Here is a 24,801-nt window from a genome sequence, read left to right on the forward strand (position 1 = left end):
GTAATATTACCCAAGTTTGCTTTATAGTGGCAAAAACTAATAAAGGATCTTTTTATTAAAAGTGAATAAAGCTAAATATCAATTGTTATTCATAAAGGAGCTAGTAAAAAAGATAAAATCTGCTATACCTAAGGTTATAAATACTATAATTATTATAGTGTTATTTAAAAATTGTTGGGTTAGTAGCTAAAATAGGTGTCGTATATGAATATCTCAAGAAAACTGATGCTTATTGTAATATTAACTGCAGCAGAGATAAGTATTACTGTCTACTCAGCTTTTGAAATAGCTAAAGGAGCTAAGTTTCATCAACTTAACTTTCTTCATTTAAAGTATACACATCAACTTACCAAGTCAGTTAAAAAAATAGAAAATGATATCCCCATAGATATAAATGCCATTGAGTCGGATATATTGTTAATTAGGCAGCAACCGATTGAATGTATTGAACAAATAAACCCGTTAAATTATGCTGTTATGAAAGTTATTAACACAGATCATACATTAACAATCTGTGAAAACGATATTGAAATTGCTGATAAAGCCTTATTGTCAGTTAATCAGTATAAAAAGGGGGAACTTAGTAGAGACGCTTTTTTACTAAATCTTAATACTTCGCTAAGTGGCTTTAATAAAAACACGGAGCTGTTTGAGGAACCAATTAGAAAAACAGTATCGTTTATACTAATGACGTTAATTCCACTTGTTATAATCATATCTTTTTTTAATATTCTTTTTATAAGTTATCTTTCTCGCACAATATCGAGCTCTATTCGAAATCTAACTCTACTTTTATCAAGTAAGCCCGAAAGCAATATTAATCTAGACGATGAACTTGATATAAAAACGTCGGGTGAATTAAAAGCACTCGTTATCGCGGCCAGACAGCGAATTAAAAATGATCTTTTAAATATTGAAAACAGTATTGAACTCAAAGAGATTATAAACAGCCAGACAGCTTCCCTGCAGCAAGCAAATGATGAGCTTGCCCAGTTTGCTTATCGGGCTTCCCATGACCTGAAGTCACCGCTGTCAGGGGCTAAATCCCTAGCGCATTTTGTTATCGAAGATATAAAAGCGGGAGACACAGAGGAGGCAAGCCGAAATGCACTGGTTATTTATCAACAAATGGAAAAGTTAGAAACACTTGTTGTTGATATTTTATTGTTAGCCAAAGCTGAAATTGGTAATGAGGATAAAGATTTAATTGACTTTAATCAGTTAATTATTGATATGAAAGAACGACTGTCTTGGCTCATGAAAGATAATCCTTGTACGCTCGAAACAACAATTAATCTATCAGTACCTATAAGGTCGGAAAAAGCGCGTTTTGCTCAAATTATTGAAAATTTGATATCAAATGGGTTGAAGTATTACGACAGAAATAAAGACTCGCCTTATGTCCGCTGTGACATTTTTAATGAGCAAGAGACGTTTTTTATTACTGTTACAGATAACGGAATGGGAATACCACAAAAGCATCAAAGTGAAGTGTTTGATATGTTTAAGCGATTTCATGCACAGACGAGCACAGGCTCTGGTTTAGGGATGGCGCTGGTTAAAAAACATATTGAGTATTTAAATGGTGAAGTATCACTGCAAAGCTCTGATGAAGGTACGACGTTTAAAATAATAATACCAATGGATAAGCTAACATGACAAAAATTAAACCCCCTATATTAATTGTCGATGACAATGAAGTTGACCGGTATATTCTTAAAAGATTAATTAAAGAGGCTGAATTAGATCTTACAATTTTTGAAAAAAAAGATGGCCAGGAAGCATTAGAATTTCTAGAAAATTATGAAGCTAACAGAAAAGAGTACCCTGATGGATTTCCTCCAATACTCATATTTTTGGACATCAATATGCCAAGAGTCAATGGTATTCAGTTTTTAGAAGAGTTTTCTAAACTGAGGAAGATGATAGAAATCAGCTCGTGTGTGGTTATGATGTTTAGCTCATCAGAAAGAGAAGAAGAAAAAAAGATTATAATGTCACACGATTTTGTTAAAGGTTACCTTGTAAAAGGAAGTTTTCAGGCAGCAGAGTTAAAAGAAAAAGTATTGGCTGTCATCGGTCAGCATTTGGAAAAACACAGCTGATTTGCATGTGTTTTAAGTTTTAACCCACTAGGCTGTGCCAATTGGAGAACCTTTAGTTTGAGTATGTGGCACAAACCAAAGGTTTTTAGCTTAAGGTTATAAAGGTGTTTGATTTAAGTTTCAATTTTACAAAGGCTCAAAATAACCTATTTATTAAAGGCTTATTTTTTACTATAGTCATCGAGCAGCAAATTAATTTCGTTTACAGGCATAGGCTTTGAAAAGAGAAAACCTTGTAAGTAGTCTATATTTAATTTTTTACACAGCTGATGCTGGGTTTCAGTTTCGATTCCTTCAGCTACTACAGAAAAATCTAGTTTTTTCAGCATTAAAGATAAGCTCTCGATTATTTTTAATCGCTTATTATTTTCTCCACCTAACGATTGCATGCTTTTGTCTAATTTTACTATATCAATAGGGTAGGAAATAAGGTGAGATATGGATGAGTAACCCATACCAAAATCGTCCAAAGCAATCCTAAACCCTTTGTCAGATAAAGAAGTTAATATCTCAATCACTTCTTTACTGTTTTCCATAAAAGCTGTTTCTGTTATTTCCAGAATAATACTACTGGTTTTTAAATTGTATTTTTCGACCGTCTCTAATAGATACGTTTGTAAAACTTCTCTTTGCAGCTGTATCGGTGAAATATTAATAGATAGAGTTAACGGCGTTTGATAGTCTTTCTGCCACAAAGATAACTGCTTTAAAGCGCTCGCAATTATCCATTTTCCAAGAGGGGCTATTAATCGGCACTCTTCAGCAATAGGAATAAACTCATCGGGGGTATAATTAACGGTTGTATCTGGCCAACGGATAAGGGCTTCGACACCTGTCATTATTTGTGTTTTTGAACAATAAACAGGTTGATAAAATAGCCTAAAGTTTTTTTCCTCTATATGCTCTTTTATACTATTTTGAATATCTACCCGACGACTAAATTCATATTGATATTGCTCTTTGTAAAAGCTTATTCTACTTTTACCACTTTGCTTTGAGCGATACATTGCAATATCAGCACATTTTAGCAGTTCATGAGATTCAGTAGCATCATTTGGGTATATGGCGCTTCCAATGCTAACACTGCAATTTAAAGTTCTGCCTTCATACAAAAAGGGTTTAGAAACTTCTGCTAAAATTCTATTTGCTATCATACCTATTTGATTAATATTGCAAATTCCACCTATTATAACTGCAAATTCATCGCCTCCTAAGCGTGCAAATCCTTCGTTTTGTCTCAGGCAACTATGAATCCTTTCTACTGTTTGTATTAAAATTTCGTCGCCGACACTATGCCCAAGCGTATCATTAATATTTTTGAAGTTATCTAAATCTAAAGCAAGTAATGCCACGCAGTTTTTAGCACGTTTATTGTTAGCTATCATTACTTTTAGTATTTCTTCAAAATGATATCGATTAGACAAACCAGTAAGCTGATCCCGTTCTGCCATATGCTTTACAGCAAGATAACTGTTGTGCATACGTTGTTCTGCCTCGAAGCGTTTTTTTGCATATATAAGCGCTTTATTTAAACTATCCCTCGTTATATCACCTTTTGGTAAAAAGTCTTGAGCGCCTGCTTCTATACACTCAATAGCCAAAGCTGAGTTCTCTGAAGAGCTAATCATGATAATTGCGGTGTTACCGAGTTTAGGCTTTGCACGCATTTCAATTAGCATTTCAATGCCATCTTCTTTAGGCATATTATAATCGAGTAGTATTATATCAAAGTGCGTGTCTTCAATGGCTTTCAAGCCCTCGGATACGCACGTTACTTCGGTAATGTCATGATGATGAGAGCCATCAGAAATAAGCATTTTTTTAATTAATTTGCGATCAACTAAGTCATCATCAACAATTAAAATATTCATACGTTCCTTCTAAGAGCAGCATCTACATGACGCTCGTTTATAATTGATAATTTCATAGTTAAACTTTGGGCCAATAAATAGTGAATGTACTGCCAAGCTTTCCATCGGAGGCTACTTCAATTTTGCCTCCATAATTAATAATGAGCTTATTGGCAATGCAGAGTCCAATGCCGCTCCCTTCAACGTCATCTCGAGATTGTAATGTTTGAAATAACTTAAATATGAGTGAAAAATATTTAGGGTCAATTCCAGGGCCATTATCTGTTATCTCAATAATGTAATATTGATTAGAGGGGATAAGTGAAATATCGATAACCGGGTGCTCTTTATTGTTATGTTTTATTGCATTACTAATAAGATTTTGAAAAACAGTTTTAAAAGGGATCAGCGGTATATCGAGTGCTTCGTTATTGGCGTGTATATCTAAAGTGACAGCTTGTGGAATTTCTAAAATTTGTTCTATATCTTGGTAAATACTTTCTAAAGATATGCTTGCATGAGTTGAATCACAGCTATTTATTCTCGAGTAGCTTAGTAAATCTTCTAGCAGTACTTGCATTCTATTAGCCCGGCTGAGCACAAGCTGAAAATTTTCTAAGTGCTCTTGAGGGAGTAAATCTTTACAGTCATCATAAATCCACTCTAATAAACGTTTTATAGCATTTAATGGTGACTTGAGATCATGTGAAGCAATACTGGTAAATTCATCAAGTTCATCGCTCATTTTTTGTAAGTTTGTGATTAGGCGTTCTTTTTCAGTTTCGTCTTTTTTTAGCTCGCTAATTGTAGAGTGAAACTTAGAACTGTTTATTTTATCTAATGAATTTTTACGTTGGACTAACTGATTAACAAAGTTTTTTTGTAAACTATTTAAGATTAATTGTTCTTTTTCGGTAAGTAGTGAATCACTTGCTCGCTCGAATACCAACCATCCAAACTTAAGGTTTGAGGGCAAAATAATAGGTGATACCACTCTAAATATTTTAGGATCATGCTCAATAACCGATTCATTAAAAACGTCATCAGATAGTTGCTCTTTAGCTACTGTTATTTTTGGACCTGATTTATATAGCTCGACAGCACGTTGAGGCAGGTTAGCAACAATAGAGGATGAGCTTGCATCAAAAATGTTTAAAATTAGCTCAGCAAAGCTTTCTAAGCTTGTTTGAATGTCATTATCAAGAGAAGTCGTTAATTGCTGCTCATCTATTAATGATACACCTTCTAAATAACTCTCTACATTGGGCATTCAAACTCCTACAACAGTATTAAATAAATATGCCTCATTAAAATGAGATGCAACAAATGATTAACTTATTGTAGTTGATTATTTTGAATGTGTTGAATAATTTGCATTATAAATAGACTTCAAATTAGAGTTTTACCTTATTATAGTCAGTAGCTTATGAATCTATTTTCAAATAAGGTCAAACTAAGTCTGATCGTGAAGTTTATAACTGAATAAATAAGTATTATGTAGAGTAGTGTTCTTACTAAAGAGCAACATGCCCTAGTAAAAACAGCATATTTAATCGCTCATTTGTATAATTGTTTGCGCTACGCTAAATAAGGTTTTATGCGTATCCATTGCTTGTTTTTGTAGCTGTTTATGGGCTTGCTCTTCCGTGAGTTTTAACTGCTCAATAAGTATGTACTTGGCTTGGTGAATTACCTTTTGCTCACTAATTACTTTTTTAGCGTCAAGTAACGCTTGGTTTATTTGTTTAATATGCTGGCTTTGCTCGATAATTAAATCGTACATACTTTTATTACTATTGAGCTTATCGGCCGCTATGTTTTGGCTTACTTCTGGCTCTGGTTGCTTAATGGCTAATTGGCCAAAAGCAGGGGCTATTTGTTGCTCTACCATATTGTTAAGTACCTGCTTATTTGTATTTAAGCTACGTTGAGCACAGGCTATTTGCATTGCTGCGGTATCAATTAACTGATCTGCTATATTTTGTTCAATTTTGTGCATTATATCTATGCGCGTAGTGGTTACTTCGTACCATACTTCGCTCAGTTGTGAGAGCGGTTGAGCGTTCTCGTCATCGAGCTTTTGCAGTAAACTTCTAAGTTGCTCTACCTGATTATTAACCTGATGCGTTGTTAGTGTGCCAAAACATTTTAAAAGGTGCGCATCGGCGTACTCATTAAAAAAGTCAAAGCTGTGGTTTTGTTCTTGTACAAAATGCGCGAGTTGTTGTTTTTGCTCTGTGGTAAATTTACTCGCTGCAAATGCTTGTGCACCACAGGCACGCTCTTGTCCTGCGTATTCTTTACCTTGCATAAAGTTAAAAAAGGCAACTAATAAGCGCGTTATTTTGGGATCGCTTGCGCCATCTGCTGCCTCTAAAATAATATTGAGTAAACTAGCAATTAACTGAGTGAATGACTGCGTAGCATGTACCGCACTAATGTTTTGTTGTGCTATTTGCTTGCGCAATACCGGTAATGCATCGAGTGCTTGTAAGCTGTAGGTAATTAAATTAAATAACCGAGTATGGCCAGTATCGGCGTTGTCGTTTATAAATGTTTGTTTAAGAGAATCATAAAATGCAGTTTGGGCGCTGTCGCTTAAAGGGATTTGTTCTTGTAATTGGGTTTTAAATCGCTCTCGATTTGAGGCCAAAAATATATTACTCATTGCGCGTTCTTTTTGTAACTGATGTACAAAATCGCCTAATTTAGTAAGCGAGGCACAACTGTTTTGTAATTGCTTTAGCGCGTGTATTTCTTGATACTTAGCCGCTAATAAAAACTGTTTTGTGAGAGGATTGCTTGTCGCCATTGGTATTATTCCACACTTTTTTGTTTTTAAAGTGCAACCACTGTTCCAATCATTAATAAATTTCATCATTGAATTTAAAATCAAGCTAATACAATTGCTTAAAGTGTTGTTTTTGTTTGTCACTGTGTTTCTATAATTTAACTTACCATTACTTTTAACTTATTTGGTGCATTTAAGCATGTTATTGCACACAACTTGAACCCAAATTAAAAACAAAAAAAGCGCCTACTCCTGGGGAGGTAGTAAGCGCGAAAAGTGCATTATTCATTTTGTATCATGCGTTAACATTCATACAGTTTAATAACTCAGGGCTAATTGCCATTTTATGATTTATTACTTCGCCAATCATAATTAGGGTAGGGCCTTGAAGGTTGTGTTTAGCATGCTCATTTACTATCAGTTCAAGCGTACTGGTAATTACTTTTTGCTTAGTGGTAGTGGCATTCTCTATTAGTGCAATGGGTGTATTACTTGGCCAACCCACTGATTGCAAACCGTTGCTTAGCGTTTGTAAGCGCGAAAGCCCCATATAAACCACTAAAGTGGGGTTGTTGTTTGCAGGCATAAACGCGTAATTTTGCCAATGAGGTTGCTTGTTAGGATCGGCAAACTGCGCCGTTAAAAATGTAACACTACGCGCTACATCGCGTGCAGTGAGCGGAATACCCGTATAAGCAGAAGTAGCACAAGCCGTTGTTACACCCGGAACAATAGCAAAATTAATATTATGCTTGGTAAGTGCATCGGCTTCTTCGTTAATACGTGCAAATATACTCGGATCACCGCCTTTTAAACGCACTACGTTTAAGCCTTGTTGCGCGTATTTAACCAGTAGTTCGCAAATGTTAGCTTGGGTCATTGAGTGCTTACCCGCACGTTTACCTACAAATACACGCTGCGCTTTTTTAGGAAGCGTTTTTAATAAATCATCGCTTACTAACCAATCGTATAAAACAACATCGGCGGTATTAATTAAACGCTGCGCTTTTACCGTAATTAGCTCTGCGTCTCCTGGGCCCGCACCAATTATATAAACGTTGCCGCTTTTAGCACTGCGATCATTTGAGCTTGTTAGCTTAGTAACAAGCTTATTTAGCCACACGTTTTCAATACCCGAAAAATAAGACAGTACACTCATAATATTCCCCTAAGCCACAGCTGTTGTAACTTTTGGTTCAGAGCTTATAAATACACTGCCGTCTTCAATTTTTGCATTAAAAACCGGTAAGTGTATTGCTTCTGCTTCTAAACATTCGCCTGTTTCTAGGCAAAAGTGTTGTTTATATAAAGGCGATGCGACAACTAATTTATTGTCGATTGAGCCAATAATGCCACGCGATAATACATTGGCTTTGCCAATCGGGTCGTAGTTGCTAATGGCAAACACAGCCGTTTGATTTTGTGGAATGTAAAAAATAGCCACTTGCTGATTATTAACTAATGCGCATACGCCGCTATTAGCCACTAGGTTGTCGATTGTTCCAATATTATGCCAAGACATCAGCTTGCTCCTCTTCAACTTCCATTACTGGAATACGGTTTTGTGTATTACGTTGCTCACGTTTTTCGGCTTCTGTAGCAGGGCGAATTTGGTTACGCTCTTGCACAAATAAAATGTTGTCGTCGGTTTCGGGGCTATTAACAAACTGGCGGAATCGTTTGGCAGCATCTGGGCTTTCAATGGCTTTTTTCCACTCACAGGCATAGGTTTGCGTAATTAATTCCATTTGCGCTTCTAGCTCGTCGCAAATGCCTAAGCTGTCGTCAATGACTACGCTTTTAAGGTAGTCTAAACCGCCTTCAAGATTTTCCATCCATACCGACGTACGTTGTAATTTGTCAGCTGTTTTAATGTAAAACATAATCACGCGGTCAATGTATTTGATCAGTGTTGGCGTGTCTAAATCGGTTGCAAATAAATCAGCATGGCGAGGGCGCATACCGCCATTACCACACACGTATAAGTTCCAGCCGTTTTCGGTAGCTATAATGCCAATATCTTTACTTTGTGCTTCGGCGCATTCGCGAGTACAACCCGATACCGCCATTTTAAATTTATGCGGTGCACGTAACCCTTTGTAGCGGTTTTCTATTTCTATTGCGTGTCCAACGCTGTCTTGCACACCATAACGACACCACGTACTACCCACACACGATTTAACGGTTCTAAGAGACTTACCATAAGCATGACCTGTCTCAAATCCGGCTTCAATAAGTCGCTCCCAAATAACAGGAAGCTCTTCTAAGCGCGCACCAAATAAATCAATACGTTGACCACCAGTGACTTTGCAGTACAGGCTAAAATCTTTGGCTACTTGTCCAATTACAATGAGTTTGTCGGGCGTTATTTCGCCGCCAGCAATACGCGGTACTACAGAGTACGAACCATCTTTTTGCATGTTTGCTAGGTACGTATCGTTAGTGTCTTGTAAGCCAACATGAGCGGGTTCTAAAATAAAGTCGTTCCATGTTGAGGCTAAAATAGAGCCAATGGCAGGTTTACATATTTCACAGCCATGACCGCTGCCGTGTTTAGTTAGTAAGTCATCAAAGCTTTTAATGCTTTCTACTTTTACCATGTGCAGTAGTTCTTGGCGTGAATACGCAAAGTGCTCACATACATGGTTGTTAACTTCAACACCGCGACTTGCTAATTCGTTATCAACAACTGATTTTAGTAACGCAGCACAACCGCCACAGCCGCTTGCTGCTTTAGTGCATGATTTTACCGAGGCTAAATCGCACGAGCCGCCATCAATCGCGCCTACAATGTCGCCTTTACTCACATTGTGACACGAACAAATAGTGGCGGTGTCGGGTAGGGCACTGCCAGATAACGACGGCGCGCCACCGCTGTCTGGTAAAATTAAGCACTCAGGGTTTTCTGGTAAGTCCATGTCGTTAAGCATGTACTGCAATAAAGTATCGTAGTCGCTGGTATCGCCAACTAGTACAGCGCCCAGTAATTTATCGCCTTTTTCACTTAGTATGATTTTTTTATAACAGCCGCGAATAGCATCTTGATATATAAGTTCTTTACAGTCTGGCGTTTTTGCGTGAGCGTCGCCAATTGAGCCTACTTCTACACCTAATAACTTAAGTTTTGTGCTCATATCGGCACCTAAAAACTCAAGCTCGCCACCACTTAATTGACTCGCTGCAACGCGCGCCATATTGTAACCAGGTGCAACTAAGCCAAATAGTTTTTTGTCCCACAGGGCACATTCACCAATGGCTAAAATATCAGGATCTGATGTTTGGCATTGGTTATTAATAATAATACCGCCGCGTTCACCGAGTTCTAAATCAGCAATTTTGCCTAGTTGGTCGTACGGGCGAATACCGGCAGAGAACAAAATCAGATCTGTTTCTAAAAATGACTCGTCCGAAAAATTTAATCTAAAGCGACTGGTTTCGCCTTTTACTATTTCGCTGGTTGCTTTTGATGTGTGTACCGTTACGCCGAGTTTTTCTATTTTATTTTTTAGTAGCGTACCGCCTTGCCCATCAAGTTGAACAGCCATAAGTTGTGGCGCAAATTCAACTACGTGGGTATCAAGCCCTAGTTGCTTAATGGCGTTTGCGGCTTCAAGCCCCAGCAAACCACCACCAATAACAACACCGCTTTTACTTACAGCGGCACTGGCTTTTATTTGTTCTAAATCTTCTAATGTGCGATACACCAAACAATGGGGTTGGTCGTTACCTTTTATAGGCGGCACAAACGGAAACGAACCTGTAGCGAGTATCAGTTTGTCGTATGGGTATTGCTCACCGGTTAGTGTGGTCACTATTTTTTCTGTTCTATCAATGCCTTCAACCCACTGGCTGGTATGCACATTAATATTAAGCTGTTTATAGTTGTCGTGAGTGGTAAGTGCTAAATCGGCGGCGGTTTTGCCATCAAATACACTTGATAAGTACACGCGATCGTATGCAAGATTTGCTTCTCCGCAAAGTACAGTAATGTCTGCGTTGGCATCGCTTTGGCGCATTTGCTCAACAAAGTGGTGTCCGACCATACCATTACCAATAATGAGTATTTTTTGCGAGGTTTGCATAGGGCATTCCTTAAAGTGACGGTTTAAATACAAATAACAAAAAAGCCCGCCACAAATACGCATTATGCATAACTGTGTGCGGGCTTCTTTGCCGATGGTTGCTAATAGCTATTGTGCTCACAACCTAAATTTTTGCCGTAAGTAAAACGGGCTTGTTAATAGAATGTTTGCAAAAACACAGCCAGTTTTTTAAGTTATTGTTTAAATAGTATTTAATGTATTTTTAGAGTGAGGATAAAACCTATTTTGTTATATGTTGGTGCGCGCCTGGCACTAAGAGGGTGCAAGTATTGTCATTGTTTTGTGCATTATCAGTCAATAAAACACCCATTATCATTCATTGTGTATTGCGTTAAATTTAACCCATGAAATACGCACACGAATTACGAGTAAAATGACTAACACAAACTCAATAGATGCTTCACCTTTTCATGAAGGCGAGCTGGCAATACAAGATAAACTCGGTAAACGAGAAATAATGGCAACATTTGGCAAACGTGCTGTGCGCTCATTTATGCCAAAGCAGCATCAAGCTTTTTTTGAGCAGTTACCATTTGTGGTTGCAGGCAGTGTTGATGAAAACGCTGATCCGTGGGTATCTATTGTTTCAGGGCAGTCAGGCTTTTTAAGCTCCCCAACTCCTACGTCGTTATTAATGATCCACGCGGTTGATAAAAACGACCCCTTACATAACACGTTAAATATTATCGGCTCGCCAATTGGTTTATTAGGCATTGAGCTGGGCACGCGTAGGCGTAACCGTTTAAATGTGCGCGTAGGTGAGGCAATTGACGATAATCAGGTGAGTTTTAATGTTGATCAATCCTTTGGAAATTGCCCACAGTATATTCAAACGCGCGACTTAACGTTTAATAGAGATCCTTTACTTAAAAGTAATGCGGTACAAAAAGTTGAATTTAATACACTTGATAACGCAGCTAGTGCGTTAATTGACACAACCGATACATTTTTTGTTTCAAGCTTTATAACCGCTAAAAACAATCCAAAAATTGAAGGTGTTGATGTTTCTCACCGTGGTGGATTGCCGGGTTTTGTAAAGCGAGAAGGTAACACATTAACGATTCCTGATTACGCAGGTAATAATTTTTTTAATACCTTGGGTAACTTTTTATTAAACCCAAAAGCAGGTTTGTTATTTCCTGATTTTGACACGGGTAATGTATTAATGCTTACCGGCAGTGTTGAAATTTTATGGGACGGGCACCCAGAGCTTGAAGGCTTTATTGGTGCAGACCGAGGCTGGAAATTCACCCTCACTAAAGGAATGTGGCTTAAAAACTTACTCCCGTTTAGTGCTAAATTTGATGCTTATTCCCCTAATACTAAAATGACGGGCACGTGGCTTGAGGCTGATAAAAACAAACAAGCCGAAAAACTAAAACATACTTGGCAGCCTTTAAAAGTAACCAAAATAATTAAAGAAAGTAATGTAATTACCTCCTTTTATTTAGAAGGGCATAACAATACAACCTTGTTACCGTTTAAAGCTGGGCAGCATTTAACTGTACAAATACCAAGTAAAAATAGTGGTAATAGCAAACCCGCTATTAGAACCTACACCGTGTCATCAAGCCCTCATGAACTATTTTATCGGTTATCGATTAAAAAAGAGCTCAGTGGTGAGGTGTCTAACTACTTTCATAATAACGCAAAACTCGGGAGCGTTATTTTAGCTAAATACCCACAAGGGCAGTTTTTTATTGACCCAACTAGTACCAAACCTGCGGTACTAATTGGTGGCGGAATAGGTATTACACCTATAATCTCAATGGCTAAACATATTGCACACGAAGGGTTAAGAACCCGCTATACACGCCCTTTGCATATTTTTCACAGTGCTAAAAATAAACAGCAGCGTGCGTTTTATAACGAGCTAAAAACGCTTGCAGATACGAGTGGCGGCGCAATTGATTACTACTCACTTTTATCTCAGCCTGAGCTTGATGAAAAACAAGTCAATGGCTCTAATTTAAAAAATGAGAGCTTTAACTTAAAAGACGAAAGCTTTAATTTAAAAGGGCGCATAAATGCGGATGTGTTTAGGTATTATTTACCACTTGATGATTACGAGTTCTTTTTATGTGGACCTGCTGCGTTTATGCAGCACGTATATAACGAACTGTTATTGCTCGGTGTGCAGGATAAAAACATATTTGCTGAAGCATTTGGACCCTCCAGTATTAAGCGCAAAGTGCTTAACACAAACGAAGCACCTAATAAAAGCAAAGAGATTAGCGTAGAAGAAGCAGACAACACTGTAATTAAATTTAGTAAATCGGGCTTTGAACAGCGTTGGAATAAAGGCGATAACACTATACTTAATGTAGCCGAAGCTCATGGTTTAGAACCTGAGTTTGGTTGTCGAAACGGCAGCTGCGGCAGTTGCGCTGTAAAAATAAATACTGGCGCTGTGGTTTATCGTAATAACGTAAGTTACCCAGTAGAGACAGGGCGGGCGCTTATTTGCTGCGCCGTACCTGCTAAAGGTGTTGATGAGCTTGATTTAGAGCTGTAGCGTTTTGAAACAAAGTATTAAACTTTAATTTAGTGTAAACTGAAAAGCTTGAGAGGCAAAAGTATTGGGGCCGCTTAACGTTATTAAGAGATATGTGGGTAAGCTCACTTAACGGTAGTTAAGCCTGAAATTGTTTTTTATTAATAATAGGCACAAAGGTGGAAGGTAAGTTGCCTTCCAACCTGATATGTAAACTTTACCTGAGGTATTTATTTATTAATATGTGAAACAGCGGCACACCTAATGTAAGTATAAGTCCCATGGACATGCCTGCTATGAGACAAGCAGCACTCCAAAATGACCACTTTTTCTGAACAGCTTGAAAGTGTTCAATATTATCCCATCTTTTATTTTGCCATGCCCATTCTCGTCCTTTAAAACCTAAGACAAATGCCATGATAAAACCAAGATAAGGAACAAGAACAAGTGCGCCAATCCATGTCCGGTTATGTATTGCCCACGCCCAATTAAATAAAAAGGCGCCCCAGCTCCATCCTTTTATACCTTCTGGTAGCTTATGGCCCTTTCCCATGCCTGAAGTGTTGGCATCACTCTTTATGTTTTTACCAGATTTGGCGTTTGAACGTTTTTTACTCACTTACTCTCTCCTTGAATATATACAATAGTCCTGTAAATTAAATCATTTTTAATTTGTTATTAAAAAATAATAACTTGAATCCTATTTGCATTCAATAGTTTACTGTATTTTATGCTGGAAATGATAAAGAGTTTTTCTTTGTCACTATTACTTATTTACACTGTTTCAAAATCATATTTATGTGTAATTGCTTTACCAGAAAGTATTTTCCTTGTTTTATATAAAAATGTCTGCACATTTTAAGAAACCATTCGCAGGATATATTTTAACTTATTGTAAAATAAAAATATTATTCACTTTTTGCAGATTTCACTTAAACAAACACAAAAAAAGAGGCTAAATAGCCTCTTTTCAAACAGTATTAAAAACTTAAAACTAAGCGAGTAAACCTGCTTTTGTTTCAGGCATTGCTATAAAACCATCAAGTTTACGAACGTTGTTTAACCATCTTAAAATATTTGGGTATTGCTCAAGTGATACGCCGCCCTCTGGTGCGTGTGCTATGTACGAAAAATTGGCAATGTCGGCAATAGTTGGCTGAGTGCCTACTAAGTACTCGCGATTTTGTAAGTATGCATCCATTGTTTTAAATAATGTATGGGCAATGTTTATCGCGTTTTGATGATCAAGCTCTGCGCCAAATACAGTAACTAAACGCGCCGAACACGGACCTGAAGCCACAAGCCCTGCAGCAACGCTCAACCAGCGCTGAATGTGCGCTTGAATAGTTATATCTTCTGGATACCAGGTTCTGTTAGCGTCAAACTTTTGTGCTAAGTACATTAAAATAGCGTTTGAATCGTTAATAACGTCATCGTTATGTTTAAGTACTGGTACTTGCCCAAAAATATTCATTTTTAGAAAGTCAGCTTGCTTTTGTGCGCCGTTTTGCAGTGCAACATCAACCATATTTACATCAAGATTTAAAAGCGATGTAAATAGCTCTGCACGATGTGAATGACCAGATAAAGTAAAACGGTATAGCGTTAGGTTGCTCATGGGTTGTCCTGTTTTTTAATTTTGAATAGTGGTTTTTAATAACGCTATTCTTTCACTATTATCAGTTTTGAAAAACCAAGCTAGTAAGGAATTAATGTCAATGCTATATTGACAATCATGGATACTATTATTGGCATTAAAACAATCATCGCGGTTGTTGAAACAGGCTCTTTTACAGCCGCAGGCGACAGGCTAGGGCTTTCAAAGGCACTGGTTAGTAAGTACGTGGGCATTGTAGAGCAAGACTTAGGGGTTAGATTATTTAACCGCTCCACGCGCAGAATTTCGATTACCGAAGCGGGGCAAAGTTATTACACAAGCGTAGTGCCTGTAATTGAAAGCTACAGCGAAATGCTCGATAACTTATCGGGTCAAACAGCACTTGCTAGCGGCAAGCTTAGGGTGAGTGCGCCGGTGTCGTTTGGTGAATCAAACCTTGCGCCGTTAATGCCTGAGTTACTGAGCCGTTATCCTGATTTAAGTATTGATTTAGTGCTTTCAGACAAAACAATTGATTTACTAGAAGAGGGGGTTGATTTAGCAATTAGAATTGGCAGTGTGTCTGACTCTAATTTAATCGCGAGGCAAATTACCAGTTACCCTTTAATTTTATGTGCATCAGCAGATTATATTCAGCGCTTTGGCGCACCAGCGAGTGTTGACGAGCTTGAACAACACGCTACGGTGATTGATAGCAACTTTAAAATAGGTCGCCATTGGCCTCTAGTTTCACCTAGTGGTGAGGCATTAACGGCAAGTGTAAACTCGCGTGTTTCGGTTAATAATCCACAAGCTGTAAAAGAGGTGGTTGTAGCGGGTGGCGGTATTGGCTTAATTCCTGAAATAGTGGTGAGAGACGATATTGCATCGGGTAAGCTTGTGCAGGTTATGCAAGGTTATAAAACCTTTGAGTTTGGCTTATTTGCTATTTATCCGCATAGAAAGTTTGTGGCACAAAAGGTCACGTCGTTTATTCAGTTTTTATTTGAAAAGTTTGAAGCTAAAAAATAAAGCTTACTTTAAACCTTACTTTAAAACTAAAAGCCAAACCAAGCTAAAAACAAAAAAAGCCTAAAATCAGTTAAGTGATTTTAGGCTTTTTAGAATGGAATATTAAAATATTATTTTAAAATAGTTACTTAATTAAAAGTGGCGCTTACTTAAAACAACTACTTACTTTAATATAATAACTGGCACATCGTTGTTTTCGAGCATTTTAATGGTATTACTGCCCACAAAAAACCGCCTTAACTTAGAATGCCCAAAAGCCCCCATAACAATCAAGTCAATGTTATTTTGCTCTTTGTATTGCATTAACGAGTCAAAAACATTGCCCTCTAAAAAGCTTGCAGACACTTCAAAACCCATACTACTAAGCTTAAATTGAGCGTTAAGAAACTTCTCTTCTAAGTTCTTCTCATTATTATTAACACTCACTAAATGACAATGAAGCCCATGTAATAAACCGCCATCAATAACTTGTTGCAGTGCTTTGTCGGCTGTTTCGCGACCATCGTACGCAATCATAAATGATTTAGGTTGCTTAAACTTTCTAGAAATAAGCAATATTGGTTGCGAAGCGCTACGCACGAGCGTTTCGATGTGTGAACCAAGTGCATTTAAATCAACACGATGATCAACACCATTTCGACCTATAACGATTAAGCGAGTATCATCTTTAAAATCAATAATAGCGTCGATTACGTCACCGTGACGTTTAATTAATTCATAGTTTTGAATATGAGCAATTTTTGCTTGTACAGCAACCGAGTCGAGTAATTCATCTGCTAGTTTTAAAGAAATCTTACTACGGTGTTCATCGAGTTTTGTCATTTCTTCAAGCAAAGCCGATTGGGCACCTAAACCAATCGTACCGGTGTAGTTACCTACATTAGTTTGTTGTATTTTTTCAAGAATATGTATAAAGCTAATTGATTTATCTAGCTTTTTTGAAGCCCAAATAGCAGCTTCGGTTACAGCGTGTGTAATGACAGAGCCATCGATACAGGTAATTATTTTTTTCATTACATTCTCCTTAATGACCGCCAAGTAATTTATCGACTTCTTTAGGGTCGTTATGTACGCCAAACTTATCAACAACTGTTTCGGTTGCGCTATTCATACCAACAATATTAACTGTTGCGCCTTCGCGTCTAAATTTAATAACCACCTTATCGAGTGACGATACACCGGTTATATCCCAAAAATGTGCATGGGTTAAATCAATTACTACGTTAGAAACCGCATTTTTAAAATCGAACGACGCTATAAACTGCTCTGCTGAGGCAAAAAATACCTGGCCTACAACTTCATAAGTTACTAGGTTTTTAGTTTCATCGTGCTTAGTTGTAACAACCATAAAGCGACCAATTTTGTTCGCAAAAAACAACGTAGCTAGCAATACGCCAACTAAAACACCAATGGCTAGATTATGCGTGGCAACAACTACAATAACCGTAGAAATCATCACTACGTTCGACGAAAGCGGGTTCTTTTTTAAATCCTTAACTGATGCCCAAGAGAATGTACCAATCGATACCATAATCATTACTGCAACTAATGCCGCCATAGGAATTAAACGCAGCCACTCATCTAAAAACACCACCATGATGATTAAAAATAAACCAGCAATAAAGGTTGAAAGTCGTCCACGACCGCCCGATTTAACGTTAATGATTGACTGTCCAATCATGGCGCATCCCGCCATACCACCAAATAAACCTGCGCCAATATTTGCAATACCTTGGCCTTTACATTCTTTATTACGATCGCTTGTGGTATCAGTTAAGTCATCAACAATAGTGGCGGTCATCATGGATTCAAGTAAGCCCACAACCGCAAGACCAATCGAATACGGTAAAACAATTTGCAGCGTTTCGAGTGTTAGCGGTACATCGGGCCATAAAAATATAGGTAGGGTGTCTGGCAGTTCGCCCATGTCGCCAACGGTTCTTATATCAAGCCCTAAAAACAGTGAAACCAGTGTAATAACAACAATACACACTAAAGGAGAGGGAAGGATTTTGCCAATTGTTGGAATATACGGAAATAAGTAAATAATACCTAAGCCCGCAGCGGTCATGGCGTAAACATGCCAAGTAACATTGGTAAGCTCGGGTAACTGCGCCATAAATATTAAAATCGCTAATGCGTTTACAAACCCTGTAACAACAGAGCGCGATACAAACCGCATTAACTCACCAAGCTTTAAAAAGCCTGCAAATATTTGCAGTACACCGGTAAGTAAGGTAGCAACCAGTAGATATTCCAGACCGTGATCTTTAACCAGCGTCACCATTAACAGCGCCATTGCACCGGTAGCAGCCGATATCATGCCTGGGCGACCGCCTACAAAGGCAATAATAACCGCAATACAAAATGAGGCATATAAACCTACTTTTGGATCAACACCCGCAATAATAGAAAAGGCAATAGCTTCCGGTATTAGGGCAAGCGCCACAACAATACCAGCAAGCACATCACCACGAACATTAGAGAGCCAATCTCTTTTTACGTGATCAAACATGTAATAAACCTAATTAGTTAGTTTCCCAAAGTATAGGGGAGTATTTTATTTAAATAACAATGATTCTCGCGCAGATGGCGATTAAGGGTGCACGCAACGTGCTGATGAAAAAGGGAGTGGTTGCCTAGGGCGGCGTAAGTTTCAAGTAAAAAGCTCCTTTTTGATTAATTAATTTACTAGCTACGTGAAAATAACATAAGAAAAAGTTTGTTTCTAGCGAATAGAAAAATAGAAGGTTACGGCTGATGAATAAAAGCCTAGTTACATTTTAGAAACATATACAATAAATAAGTTATTAATTATATAAAATAACTTAGTATATTAACAGTGAGCTATTAAGGTAATTATAATACAATGTTATTTAAAATACTCGTTATTTGCACTGTTTTAGTGCACTTAAACGTTTTTTTTATTTAATCTGGTGCGTAACTGGAGTTAAATAAATGCTTCTAAATATTCTAACGTTATATTGTTGACAAGTTGTTACCACTCGCTATTATACACCCCACAAAAATTCAAATTACTTTTTATTTCAAGTGCAAATAAAACATGTTTGATATAAATAATGGAATTAAATAAGTGAAAACGGAGCAGTTAAGGAAACCTTACGGTTTTACCCTTGTTGAATTAATGATAGTAATTGCAATTATAGGTATTTTATACTCAGTTGCACTTCCAAGTTATACGAGTTACATACAGAAAAGCCGAAGATCTGATGTTCAACAGATTTTGCTACAGCAAACGGCTGTTCTCGAAAGACAATACACGCGCGTTGGTGGTTACCCAAATACATTTACTTTTCCTACCTCAGATTATTACTCCTTTAACTATACAACCGATGCAACTACAGGCGCTTCAAATGGGTCTGAATTTACAATACAAGTTACACCTAAAGGTGCTCAGAAAAGTGATGAGTGTGGCAAGTTGTCTGTAAATCAAAGTGGTACTAAGTCAGCAGATAAATCGCAATGTTGGTAAAAAAAAGCCTTGGTTTTACTTTACTCGAAGTTTTAATCACGATGACCATTATTGGTATTTTAACTGCAGTTGCGGCTCCTTCGTTTATTACTTTTATAAAGCGAGACAGATTAGTTACAAATTCGAATCAACTGCATAGTGTTTTTAAATTTGCGCGTAGTGAAGCCATTAAAAGAGATCAAAGTGTTTTTATCAAAACGTTGAATAAACAATGGCTAGTAAAAACTGCTATTAATTCGACGCAAACCACGTTAAATATTTTTGAAACTACACATAGCAGCATTTCTGTAGATTTAAAGAATATTAATATTTCAAGTACGGGTGAATTAGGCCAAATGTATCAAATCTTGGTGAGTGATAATGACAGTACAACTGGCGACTTTACTTTATGTATTTTACAAAGTGGGCAAAGTTGGTTAGTTGAGGCCCCAGAGACATGCTAATAAATTACAGCAAAGGGTTTTCTCTTTTAGAAGTTATGGTTGCTTTAATTGTCGCGACGGTTGCATTGTTAGGGCTTGCTTCAGGTCAACTAAAATCATTGCAATATATTACAAACAGCTTCAATTATACGGTGTCAATAATTGAGGCTAATAATGTTTTAGAGCGTATTTGGCCTCATTTATGCGAGCTACAACAAACAGATCCAAGTTTGTACAACGATACTGACTTTAGAAATTATTTATCCCCACAAATTGATGCATATACACTCACTCTACCTGCTAACTTTTCAAATGATTTATCGGTTGAAGTAACCTGGCAAGATAAGCGTTTGACTGACAACTTAGAAAATCGCGTTGTAATTACAGGAAGCTTCCCAACACTACCTGATGGTTGCACGCCATGAAACATCTAATAAATAAACATAAAGGCTTTACTTTAATAGAGCTTATGGTTGCACTTGCTGCAGGTATGTTTCTATTAGGCGGTGTGAGTCTGGCTTATTCTTCAATTAATAGCAGTACCAGCACAGCAAAAGATTTAGAAAATGCATTAGATGTAATCCGATTTAGCAGTAAAGTATTTACACGAAGTCTAAAACAAACCAACTCAGTCCCTACTTACACAAATAATATTCTAAGTGTTGAGCAAGCGATGGGGTCATCTGCTTGTACTGGCTTAACTATTAGTGCGCCATTTATCGAAAAATATAGCCATGAAGATGACTCATTATTTTGTGATGTAGGGAATGGAAAAGTAAAAATATTAAAAGGTGTTAATGCAATTAGCTACGTAATTGATAACAACGTAGTGAGTGTCCTTGTAGAACCTATAAACTTACCAAGCCAATTCAATAACAGCTTAGTGATTGATATATCTTTGTCGCAAATGGTAATGAATAAGGCATTTCAATAAATGAAAAATACATCTGGTTTTACACTTGTTACTGTACTTATTTTAACATCTATGGCTTCAATTGTTGTACTTAGTACTCTTAGAGATAGTGTGATCCAGGAGCGCTTGAGTGGTAATTTTCAGAAAAAATTGAACGCAAGGTTGATGTCTGAGAAAGGGGTATTTTCAAGTATTGAAAAACTAGAAACAGCAATGCTTGCAGATCCGACTATAAATATTAACGATTTAATAGCCCATAATAGTGAAGTTTCTGGTACAAGTTCGCTTGAATCTAGTATATACAATGCAACCATTGAGATTGACAGTAATGGCGATATTTTAATTTCTAGCGAAGGTACTCGCTTTGAAGGTGAGAACCAAATGCAAGCTATATTCGAATATGTAGCTGGTGGGGGCGGAACGACCAGCAGTGCCTCAGTTTTTTCTAATGGAATTACAGGGTGTTCTGGTGTTGCAATTAGTGGAAGTGGCTTAATTGATAGCTATGATTCGTCTTTAGGGGATTATAACGACACACTAGCTGATGGTAACAAAAATACATCAGAAGAATCTTTTGTTAATACAGTTAACGACTCTGGTGATATTACGCTCAATGGTAGCGGTACAATTGAAGGTAATGTTCTATCCTCTAGTAATTTATCAATTATTCAAGGCGCTGATATTACAGGCAATATTCATAGTAATGGAAATTTAATACTCTCTGGTGGCGTGGTCGTTGGAGGGGATGCATCGGCATATCTAAGTTTCACACAAAGTAGTGGTACTGTTTCAGGTAGTATTTCAGCAAACCAATCTATATCAGTAAAGCAAACTCCAGTTGGTGGTGATATTAGTTCATCAGGTCCAATTTCTATTACAGGTAATGCAGTCCAAGGAACAATTCGTTCATATGATTTAGTCGCTCTTAATCAAACAACAATACGGCACGGCGTTTATACCTCCGGGAATTATGAGCAAACAGGGGGAAGTGTATACGGTGGAGTGCGTGTTCAAGGTAATGTGACGCTTAAACAGTGGGGCAGTACTATTGATAGTAAAGACCTTAGATACGCAGGTAATGGCTCTTTTAAGGGCGACACACCAGAGTATGCTTTTTCACCTTATAAAGTATCAAGTACAGACATATCAATACCAACTATTGAGCCAGTTGAAAAAATAACACCAGAAAGTGAAAATAATAGAGGGTTAACTGCGTGTGATCCACTTGATATTGCAACAGCAATTGATAGCGTGTCAGTTAATACGACAAGCCCTGACCTTTTTATAAATAACAATAGCAGAGCTGGTGACTTACTCGAGTTAGAAACTAACACGGCTAACTTTTTAGTAGACTTTGGAAGCACTCCAGATGGTACCATCACTGCTAAAGCTGCAACTTTCCTTGATTCAGCAACTCAAATATTTTATTTTGATGATGTAACAATTAAAGGCCGAATGCAGGTAAAAAGTAATCATAATGCAGTTATGTTTGTAGATGGCGATTTTACAATGAATGGCGCAAGTTCGCTAACAATCCCTGATAACAGCAGCTTAACTATCATAATTAAAGGAAAGCTTAAGATAGGAAATGGGGCACAAGTTTACGCACCTGACAATGGGATTACAAATGAAGGCAGGCCCGTTTTTAGTATTTATAGTTCTTACAGTGGAAATGATACTGGAATAGAGTTTTCAGGTGGTACACGAGAGCTTTATGCTGTTATATACGCACCACTTTCACAAGTTAAAGTTACTTCAGCAGTTGGTTTTAAAGGGTCTATTTTAGGAGATACTGTTATTGTAAGCGGCGCCGGTGGTATTCACTTTGACACGGCGTTAAATGAAGCCAGTTTTGGTGGTTCTTCATCTGGTGGTAATGGATCTGCAAGCAAGTTAGTTTTCAAAGGATGGCGCTTTACCCCCGTTGAAAAAAGCAATGAATAACAAAGCTATTAGGTCGTTATTCAAAGCTCAATTCTATAAGGGAATCTATCAGGATTATTAAATTAATTACTTTGCTCAAGATTTGCTTATTTAAAACTCAAACGTAAAACCAAACTCTCTTAATTTTTCGTACACGTTTATGTCAAAACGATAAAGCGTTGCGGCTCTGTGAGCTACGTTGGTTTGTTTTTCTTTGCAGTTTATTAGTAAGTTCATTTTTTGAAACTTACGTCTAAAGTTAGGTTTATCGAGTGATTTATTTAAAATCGACTCGTAAATTCCTTGTAGCTCAAGCAGGGTAAATTTTTCTGGAAGTAAGCTAAAACCAATAGGCTCGTGCCTTACTTTATAGCGTAAGTAGTCTAAGCCACTTTTTAAAATATCGGCATGGTCAAACATTAAAGCCGGTACACTATTTACATCAAACCATTCACACTCTAAAGCATTATCGCCGCTCACAAGGTTGGTTTCTTCAAAGCGAACGAGTGAATAATAAACAATAGTAATAATGCGTCTAGCAGGGTAGCGGTCTACGTTACCAAAAGCACCTAACTGATCTAAGTACAGGTTTTCAACACCGGTCGTACTTTTAACAACATGTAAAGCTGCAAGGTCTAAGTTTTCATCTTTACGAACCCAATGACCAATTAAACCCCACTGGCTTGTTGCAAGGCCGCGGTTATATTTAACCAGCAACACCTTTAACTTACCTTCATGAATAGCAAATACAATATTATCTACGGTTAGATTACTAATGCAGTCATCAGGAATCGATTCTTCGTCGATGTTGTTAGAAATGTTTGATGTTTTATAGTGCATAAATTACTCAGCCAAAGCTATACGAAGATATTGTTATAAAGACTATTAAGGGTATATAAAAGGTGGGTAAAGCGCAAATAAAAAGCTTTTATAATTCCTATTTAAAACAATCAGATAAACCTAAAAAAGGTTTACGCCCCATTGTTAGGATAGGAATTGGCTTAGCTACATTTCAGCAATTAGTCGGCATTAACGTTGTTTTTTACTATGGCGCGGTACTTTGGCAAGCAGCTGGTTTTACTGAATCTGACGCGTTACTCATTAATATAATAAGCGGCTTTGTAAGTATTTTAGCGGTGTTTATTACCATGTATTTTATAGACACAATTGGCAGAAAACCTTTTTTGTTAACCGGCTCAATTGGTATGACGGTGACACTTTTGGTTATTGTTTATGCCTTTTTAAACGCAGATATTGGCTTAACAGGTAATTTAGAGCTAGGAGAGCAGGGCATAGTTGCTTTAATAGCCGCTAACGCTTACGTGTTCTTTTTTAACCTATCGTGGGGCCCTGTAATGTGGGTTATGTTAGGCGAAATGTTCCCTAACCAAATTCGCGGCTCTGGCCTTGCAGTTACTGGCTTTGCCCAGTGGATAGCTAACTTTTTAATTACCTGGTCGTTCCCTGTTATGCTCACAGGCATTGGTTTAGCTGGTGCGTATGGTTTTTACGCATTTTGCGCGTTTGTTTCAGTTATATTTGTATTTAAGTTTTTACACGAAACCAAAGGCAAAGAGCTTGAACAAATGAAAGGGTAAATATTATCCCTTTAATAAGCGCCAAAACTATTGTAATGGTTTTGGCGCTTATTTTATTAATTTCAAGTCCAAAAATGTAATTTAAGATCACTCCTCTCTAATACTTTTATTTTCAAATCCTGTAAACCTATTCAAATCCAGGTTTAGAATTCAACTGTTGGTGAAAATATAGACAGAGTTTTATTAATTAAGCTCCCGAAATTTATACGGTTTAAATCAATTAAGTGTTTGTAGAGTGGAAAATCTGCCTTATTTACAGAGTGTTTTATGTGGAGTAATACTTTATAATTAAGGGCTAGTTCATAAATGTTATTAATTTTTGACGTTATTTGCGTATTTAAATGTTGTGCAGCAAGTGTTCTTACGTATTAGTTATTAAGTAACACCTATCTAATACTTTATAGTTGTAAAAAGGAATAAGTTTGAAGGGATTTCATAAACAAAAAATATCTAGCTTTCAAATCATAAAAAATAGTTATG

20 protein-coding genes and 1 pseudogene are annotated in these 24,801 nt (G+C 37.2%); 10 read left to right on the forward strand and 11 right to left on the reverse strand.

From position 1 onward, the window contains the following. Positions 1-204 precede the first annotated feature (204 nt). Positions 205-1,659: a sensor histidine kinase gene (locus CXF89_RS10290; protein WP_121954530.1), complete on the forward strand. Its 1,455-nt coding sequence runs from the start codon at positions 205-207 to the stop codon at positions 1,657-1,659. Next, on the forward strand, positions 1,656-2,105 hold the full coding sequence (locus tag CXF89_RS10295; RefSeq protein WP_010552557.1) for a response regulator: 450 nt from the start codon (positions 1,656-1,658) through the stop codon (positions 2,103-2,105). The genes CXF89_RS10290 and CXF89_RS10295 overlap by 4 nt, the downstream gene beginning before the upstream one ends. A 161-nt stretch (positions 2,106-2,266) precedes the next feature. Here CXF89_RS10295 and CXF89_RS10300 read toward each other — a convergent pair whose 3' ends face one another. From CXF89_RS10300 to nirB, 6 genes are all read right to left on the reverse strand, one after another. Continuing rightward, positions 2,267-3,976, reverse strand: a complete 1,710-nt coding sequence (locus CXF89_RS10300) for a two-component system response regulator (RefSeq protein ID WP_121954531.1) — start codon at positions 3,974-3,976, stop codon at positions 2,267-2,269. Positions 3,977-4,034: 58 nt separating this feature from the next. Continuing rightward, a complete protein-coding gene (locus CXF89_RS10305; protein ID WP_121954532.1) occupies positions 4,035-5,225 on the reverse strand; it encodes a sensor histidine kinase in 1,191 nt (396 codons plus the stop codon). A 279-nt stretch (positions 5,226-5,504) separates the two neighbouring features. Then, positions 5,505-6,767: a nitrate regulatory protein gene (locus CXF89_RS10310; protein ID WP_121954533.1), complete on the reverse strand. Its 1,263-nt coding sequence runs from the start codon at positions 6,765-6,767 to the stop codon at positions 5,505-5,507. Positions 6,768-7,041: 274 nt separating this feature from the next. Further along, on the reverse strand, positions 7,042-7,905 hold the full coding sequence (gene cobA / locus CXF89_RS10315; RefSeq protein WP_121954534.1) for a uroporphyrinogen-III C-methyltransferase: 864 nt from the start codon (positions 7,903-7,905) through the stop codon (positions 7,042-7,044). A 9-nt stretch (positions 7,906-7,914) separates the two neighbouring features. After that, the gene (gene nirD / locus CXF89_RS10320) at positions 7,915-8,268 is read right to left on the reverse strand and encodes a nitrite reductase small subunit NirD (RefSeq protein ID WP_121954535.1); all 354 of its coding nucleotides are present in this window, start codon (positions 8,266-8,268) and stop codon (positions 7,915-7,917) included. After that, the gene (gene nirB, locus CXF89_RS10325) at positions 8,255-10,828 is read right to left on the reverse strand and encodes a nitrite reductase large subunit NirB (protein WP_121954536.1); all 2,574 of its coding nucleotides are present in this window, start codon (positions 10,826-10,828) and stop codon (positions 8,255-8,257) included. The genes nirD and nirB overlap by 14 nt, the downstream gene beginning before the upstream one ends. 394 nt (positions 10,829-11,222) lie before the next feature. On the opposite strand from nirB, the gene CXF89_RS10330 reads away from it, so the two are divergent. Further along, positions 11,223-13,364 carry a 2Fe-2S iron-sulfur cluster-binding protein gene (locus CXF89_RS10330; RefSeq protein WP_121954537.1) on the forward strand — a complete coding sequence of 714 codons (2,142 nt, stop codon included), beginning with the start codon at positions 11,223-11,225 and terminating at the stop codon, positions 13,362-13,364. A gap of 196 nt (positions 13,365-13,560) precedes the next feature. Here the strand turns inward: CXF89_RS10330 and CXF89_RS10335 are convergent, their stop codons facing one another. Together CXF89_RS10335 and CXF89_RS10340 are read right to left on the reverse strand one after the other, a co-directional pair. Then, entirely contained in the window at positions 13,561-13,962 is a 402-nt protein-coding gene (locus CXF89_RS10335; RefSeq protein ID WP_010552564.1) for a hypothetical protein, read from the reverse strand. A 375-nt stretch (positions 13,963-14,337) separates the two neighbouring features. Next, entirely contained in the window at positions 14,338-14,961 is a 624-nt protein-coding gene (locus CXF89_RS10340; RefSeq protein WP_121954538.1) for a glutathione S-transferase, read from the reverse strand. A gap of 117 nt (positions 14,962-15,078) precedes the next feature. On the opposite strand from CXF89_RS10340, the gene CXF89_RS10345 reads away from it, so the two are divergent. Next, positions 15,079-15,972, forward strand: a complete 894-nt coding sequence (locus CXF89_RS10345) for a LysR family transcriptional regulator (RefSeq protein WP_024613040.1) — start codon at positions 15,079-15,081, stop codon at positions 15,970-15,972. A gap of 162 nt (positions 15,973-16,134) precedes the next feature. Here CXF89_RS10345 and CXF89_RS10350 read toward each other — a convergent pair whose 3' ends face one another. Both CXF89_RS10350 and CXF89_RS10355 read right to left on the reverse strand, forming a co-directional pair. After that, positions 16,135-16,986, reverse strand: a complete 852-nt coding sequence (locus CXF89_RS10350; protein ID WP_121954539.1) for a universal stress protein — start codon at positions 16,984-16,986, stop codon at positions 16,135-16,137. Between the two features lie 10 nt (positions 16,987-16,996). Further along, complete coding sequence (locus tag CXF89_RS10355; RefSeq protein ID WP_121954540.1) at positions 16,997-18,487, reverse strand: SulP family inorganic anion transporter; 1,491 nt, start codon at positions 18,485-18,487, stop codon at positions 16,997-16,999. A gap of 579 nt (positions 18,488-19,066) precedes the next feature. On the opposite strand from CXF89_RS10355, the gene CXF89_RS10360 reads away from it, so the two are divergent. Genes CXF89_RS10360 through CXF89_RS10380 form a run of 5 tightly spaced genes read left to right on the forward strand, consistent with a single transcriptional unit; the run spans position 19,067 to position 22,744 of the window. Continuing rightward, a complete protein-coding gene (locus CXF89_RS10360; RefSeq protein WP_121954541.1) occupies positions 19,067-19,465 on the forward strand; it encodes a type IV pilin protein in 399 nt (132 codons plus the stop codon). Then, positions 19,456-19,908: a GspH/FimT family pseudopilin gene (locus CXF89_RS10365; protein WP_121954542.1), complete on the forward strand. Its 453-nt coding sequence runs from the start codon at positions 19,456-19,458 to the stop codon at positions 19,906-19,908. Before CXF89_RS10360 ends, CXF89_RS10365 begins: the two co-directional genes overlap by 10 nt. Then, positions 19,902-20,312, forward strand: coding sequence for a type IV pilus modification PilV family protein (locus CXF89_RS10370; RefSeq protein ID WP_007585189.1), 411 nt, complete (start codon positions 19,902-19,904; stop codon positions 20,310-20,312). The genes CXF89_RS10365 and CXF89_RS10370 overlap by 7 nt, the downstream gene beginning before the upstream one ends. Continuing rightward, positions 20,309-20,821, forward strand: a complete 513-nt coding sequence (locus CXF89_RS10375) for a PilW family protein (protein ID WP_121954543.1) — start codon at positions 20,309-20,311, stop codon at positions 20,819-20,821. The genes CXF89_RS10370 and CXF89_RS10375 overlap by 4 nt, the downstream gene beginning before the upstream one ends. Further along, positions 20,822-22,744: a DUF7305 domain-containing protein gene (locus CXF89_RS10380; protein WP_121954544.1), complete on the forward strand. Its 1,923-nt coding sequence runs from the start codon at positions 20,822-20,824 to the stop codon at positions 22,742-22,744. A 90-nt stretch (positions 22,745-22,834) separates the two neighbouring features. Here the strand turns inward: CXF89_RS10380 and CXF89_RS10385 are convergent, their stop codons facing one another. Next, the gene (locus tag CXF89_RS10385) at positions 22,835-23,563 is read right to left on the reverse strand and encodes an NUDIX hydrolase (protein WP_121954545.1); all 729 of its coding nucleotides are present in this window, start codon (positions 23,561-23,563) and stop codon (positions 22,835-22,837) included. 113 nt (positions 23,564-23,676) lie between these two features. Between CXF89_RS10385 and CXF89_RS10390 the strand changes: the two are divergent. Further along, a pseudogene (locus CXF89_RS10390) lies at positions 23,677-24,321 on the forward strand (MFS transporter); the annotation flags it as partial. Positions 24,322-24,801: the final 480 nt, after the last annotated feature.

It is taken from the genome of Pseudoalteromonas sp. MelDa3, from assembly GCF_002863625.1.
In the GTDB taxonomy this organism is placed as follows: domain Bacteria; phylum Pseudomonadota; class Gammaproteobacteria; order Enterobacterales; family Alteromonadaceae; genus Pseudoalteromonas; species Pseudoalteromonas arctica.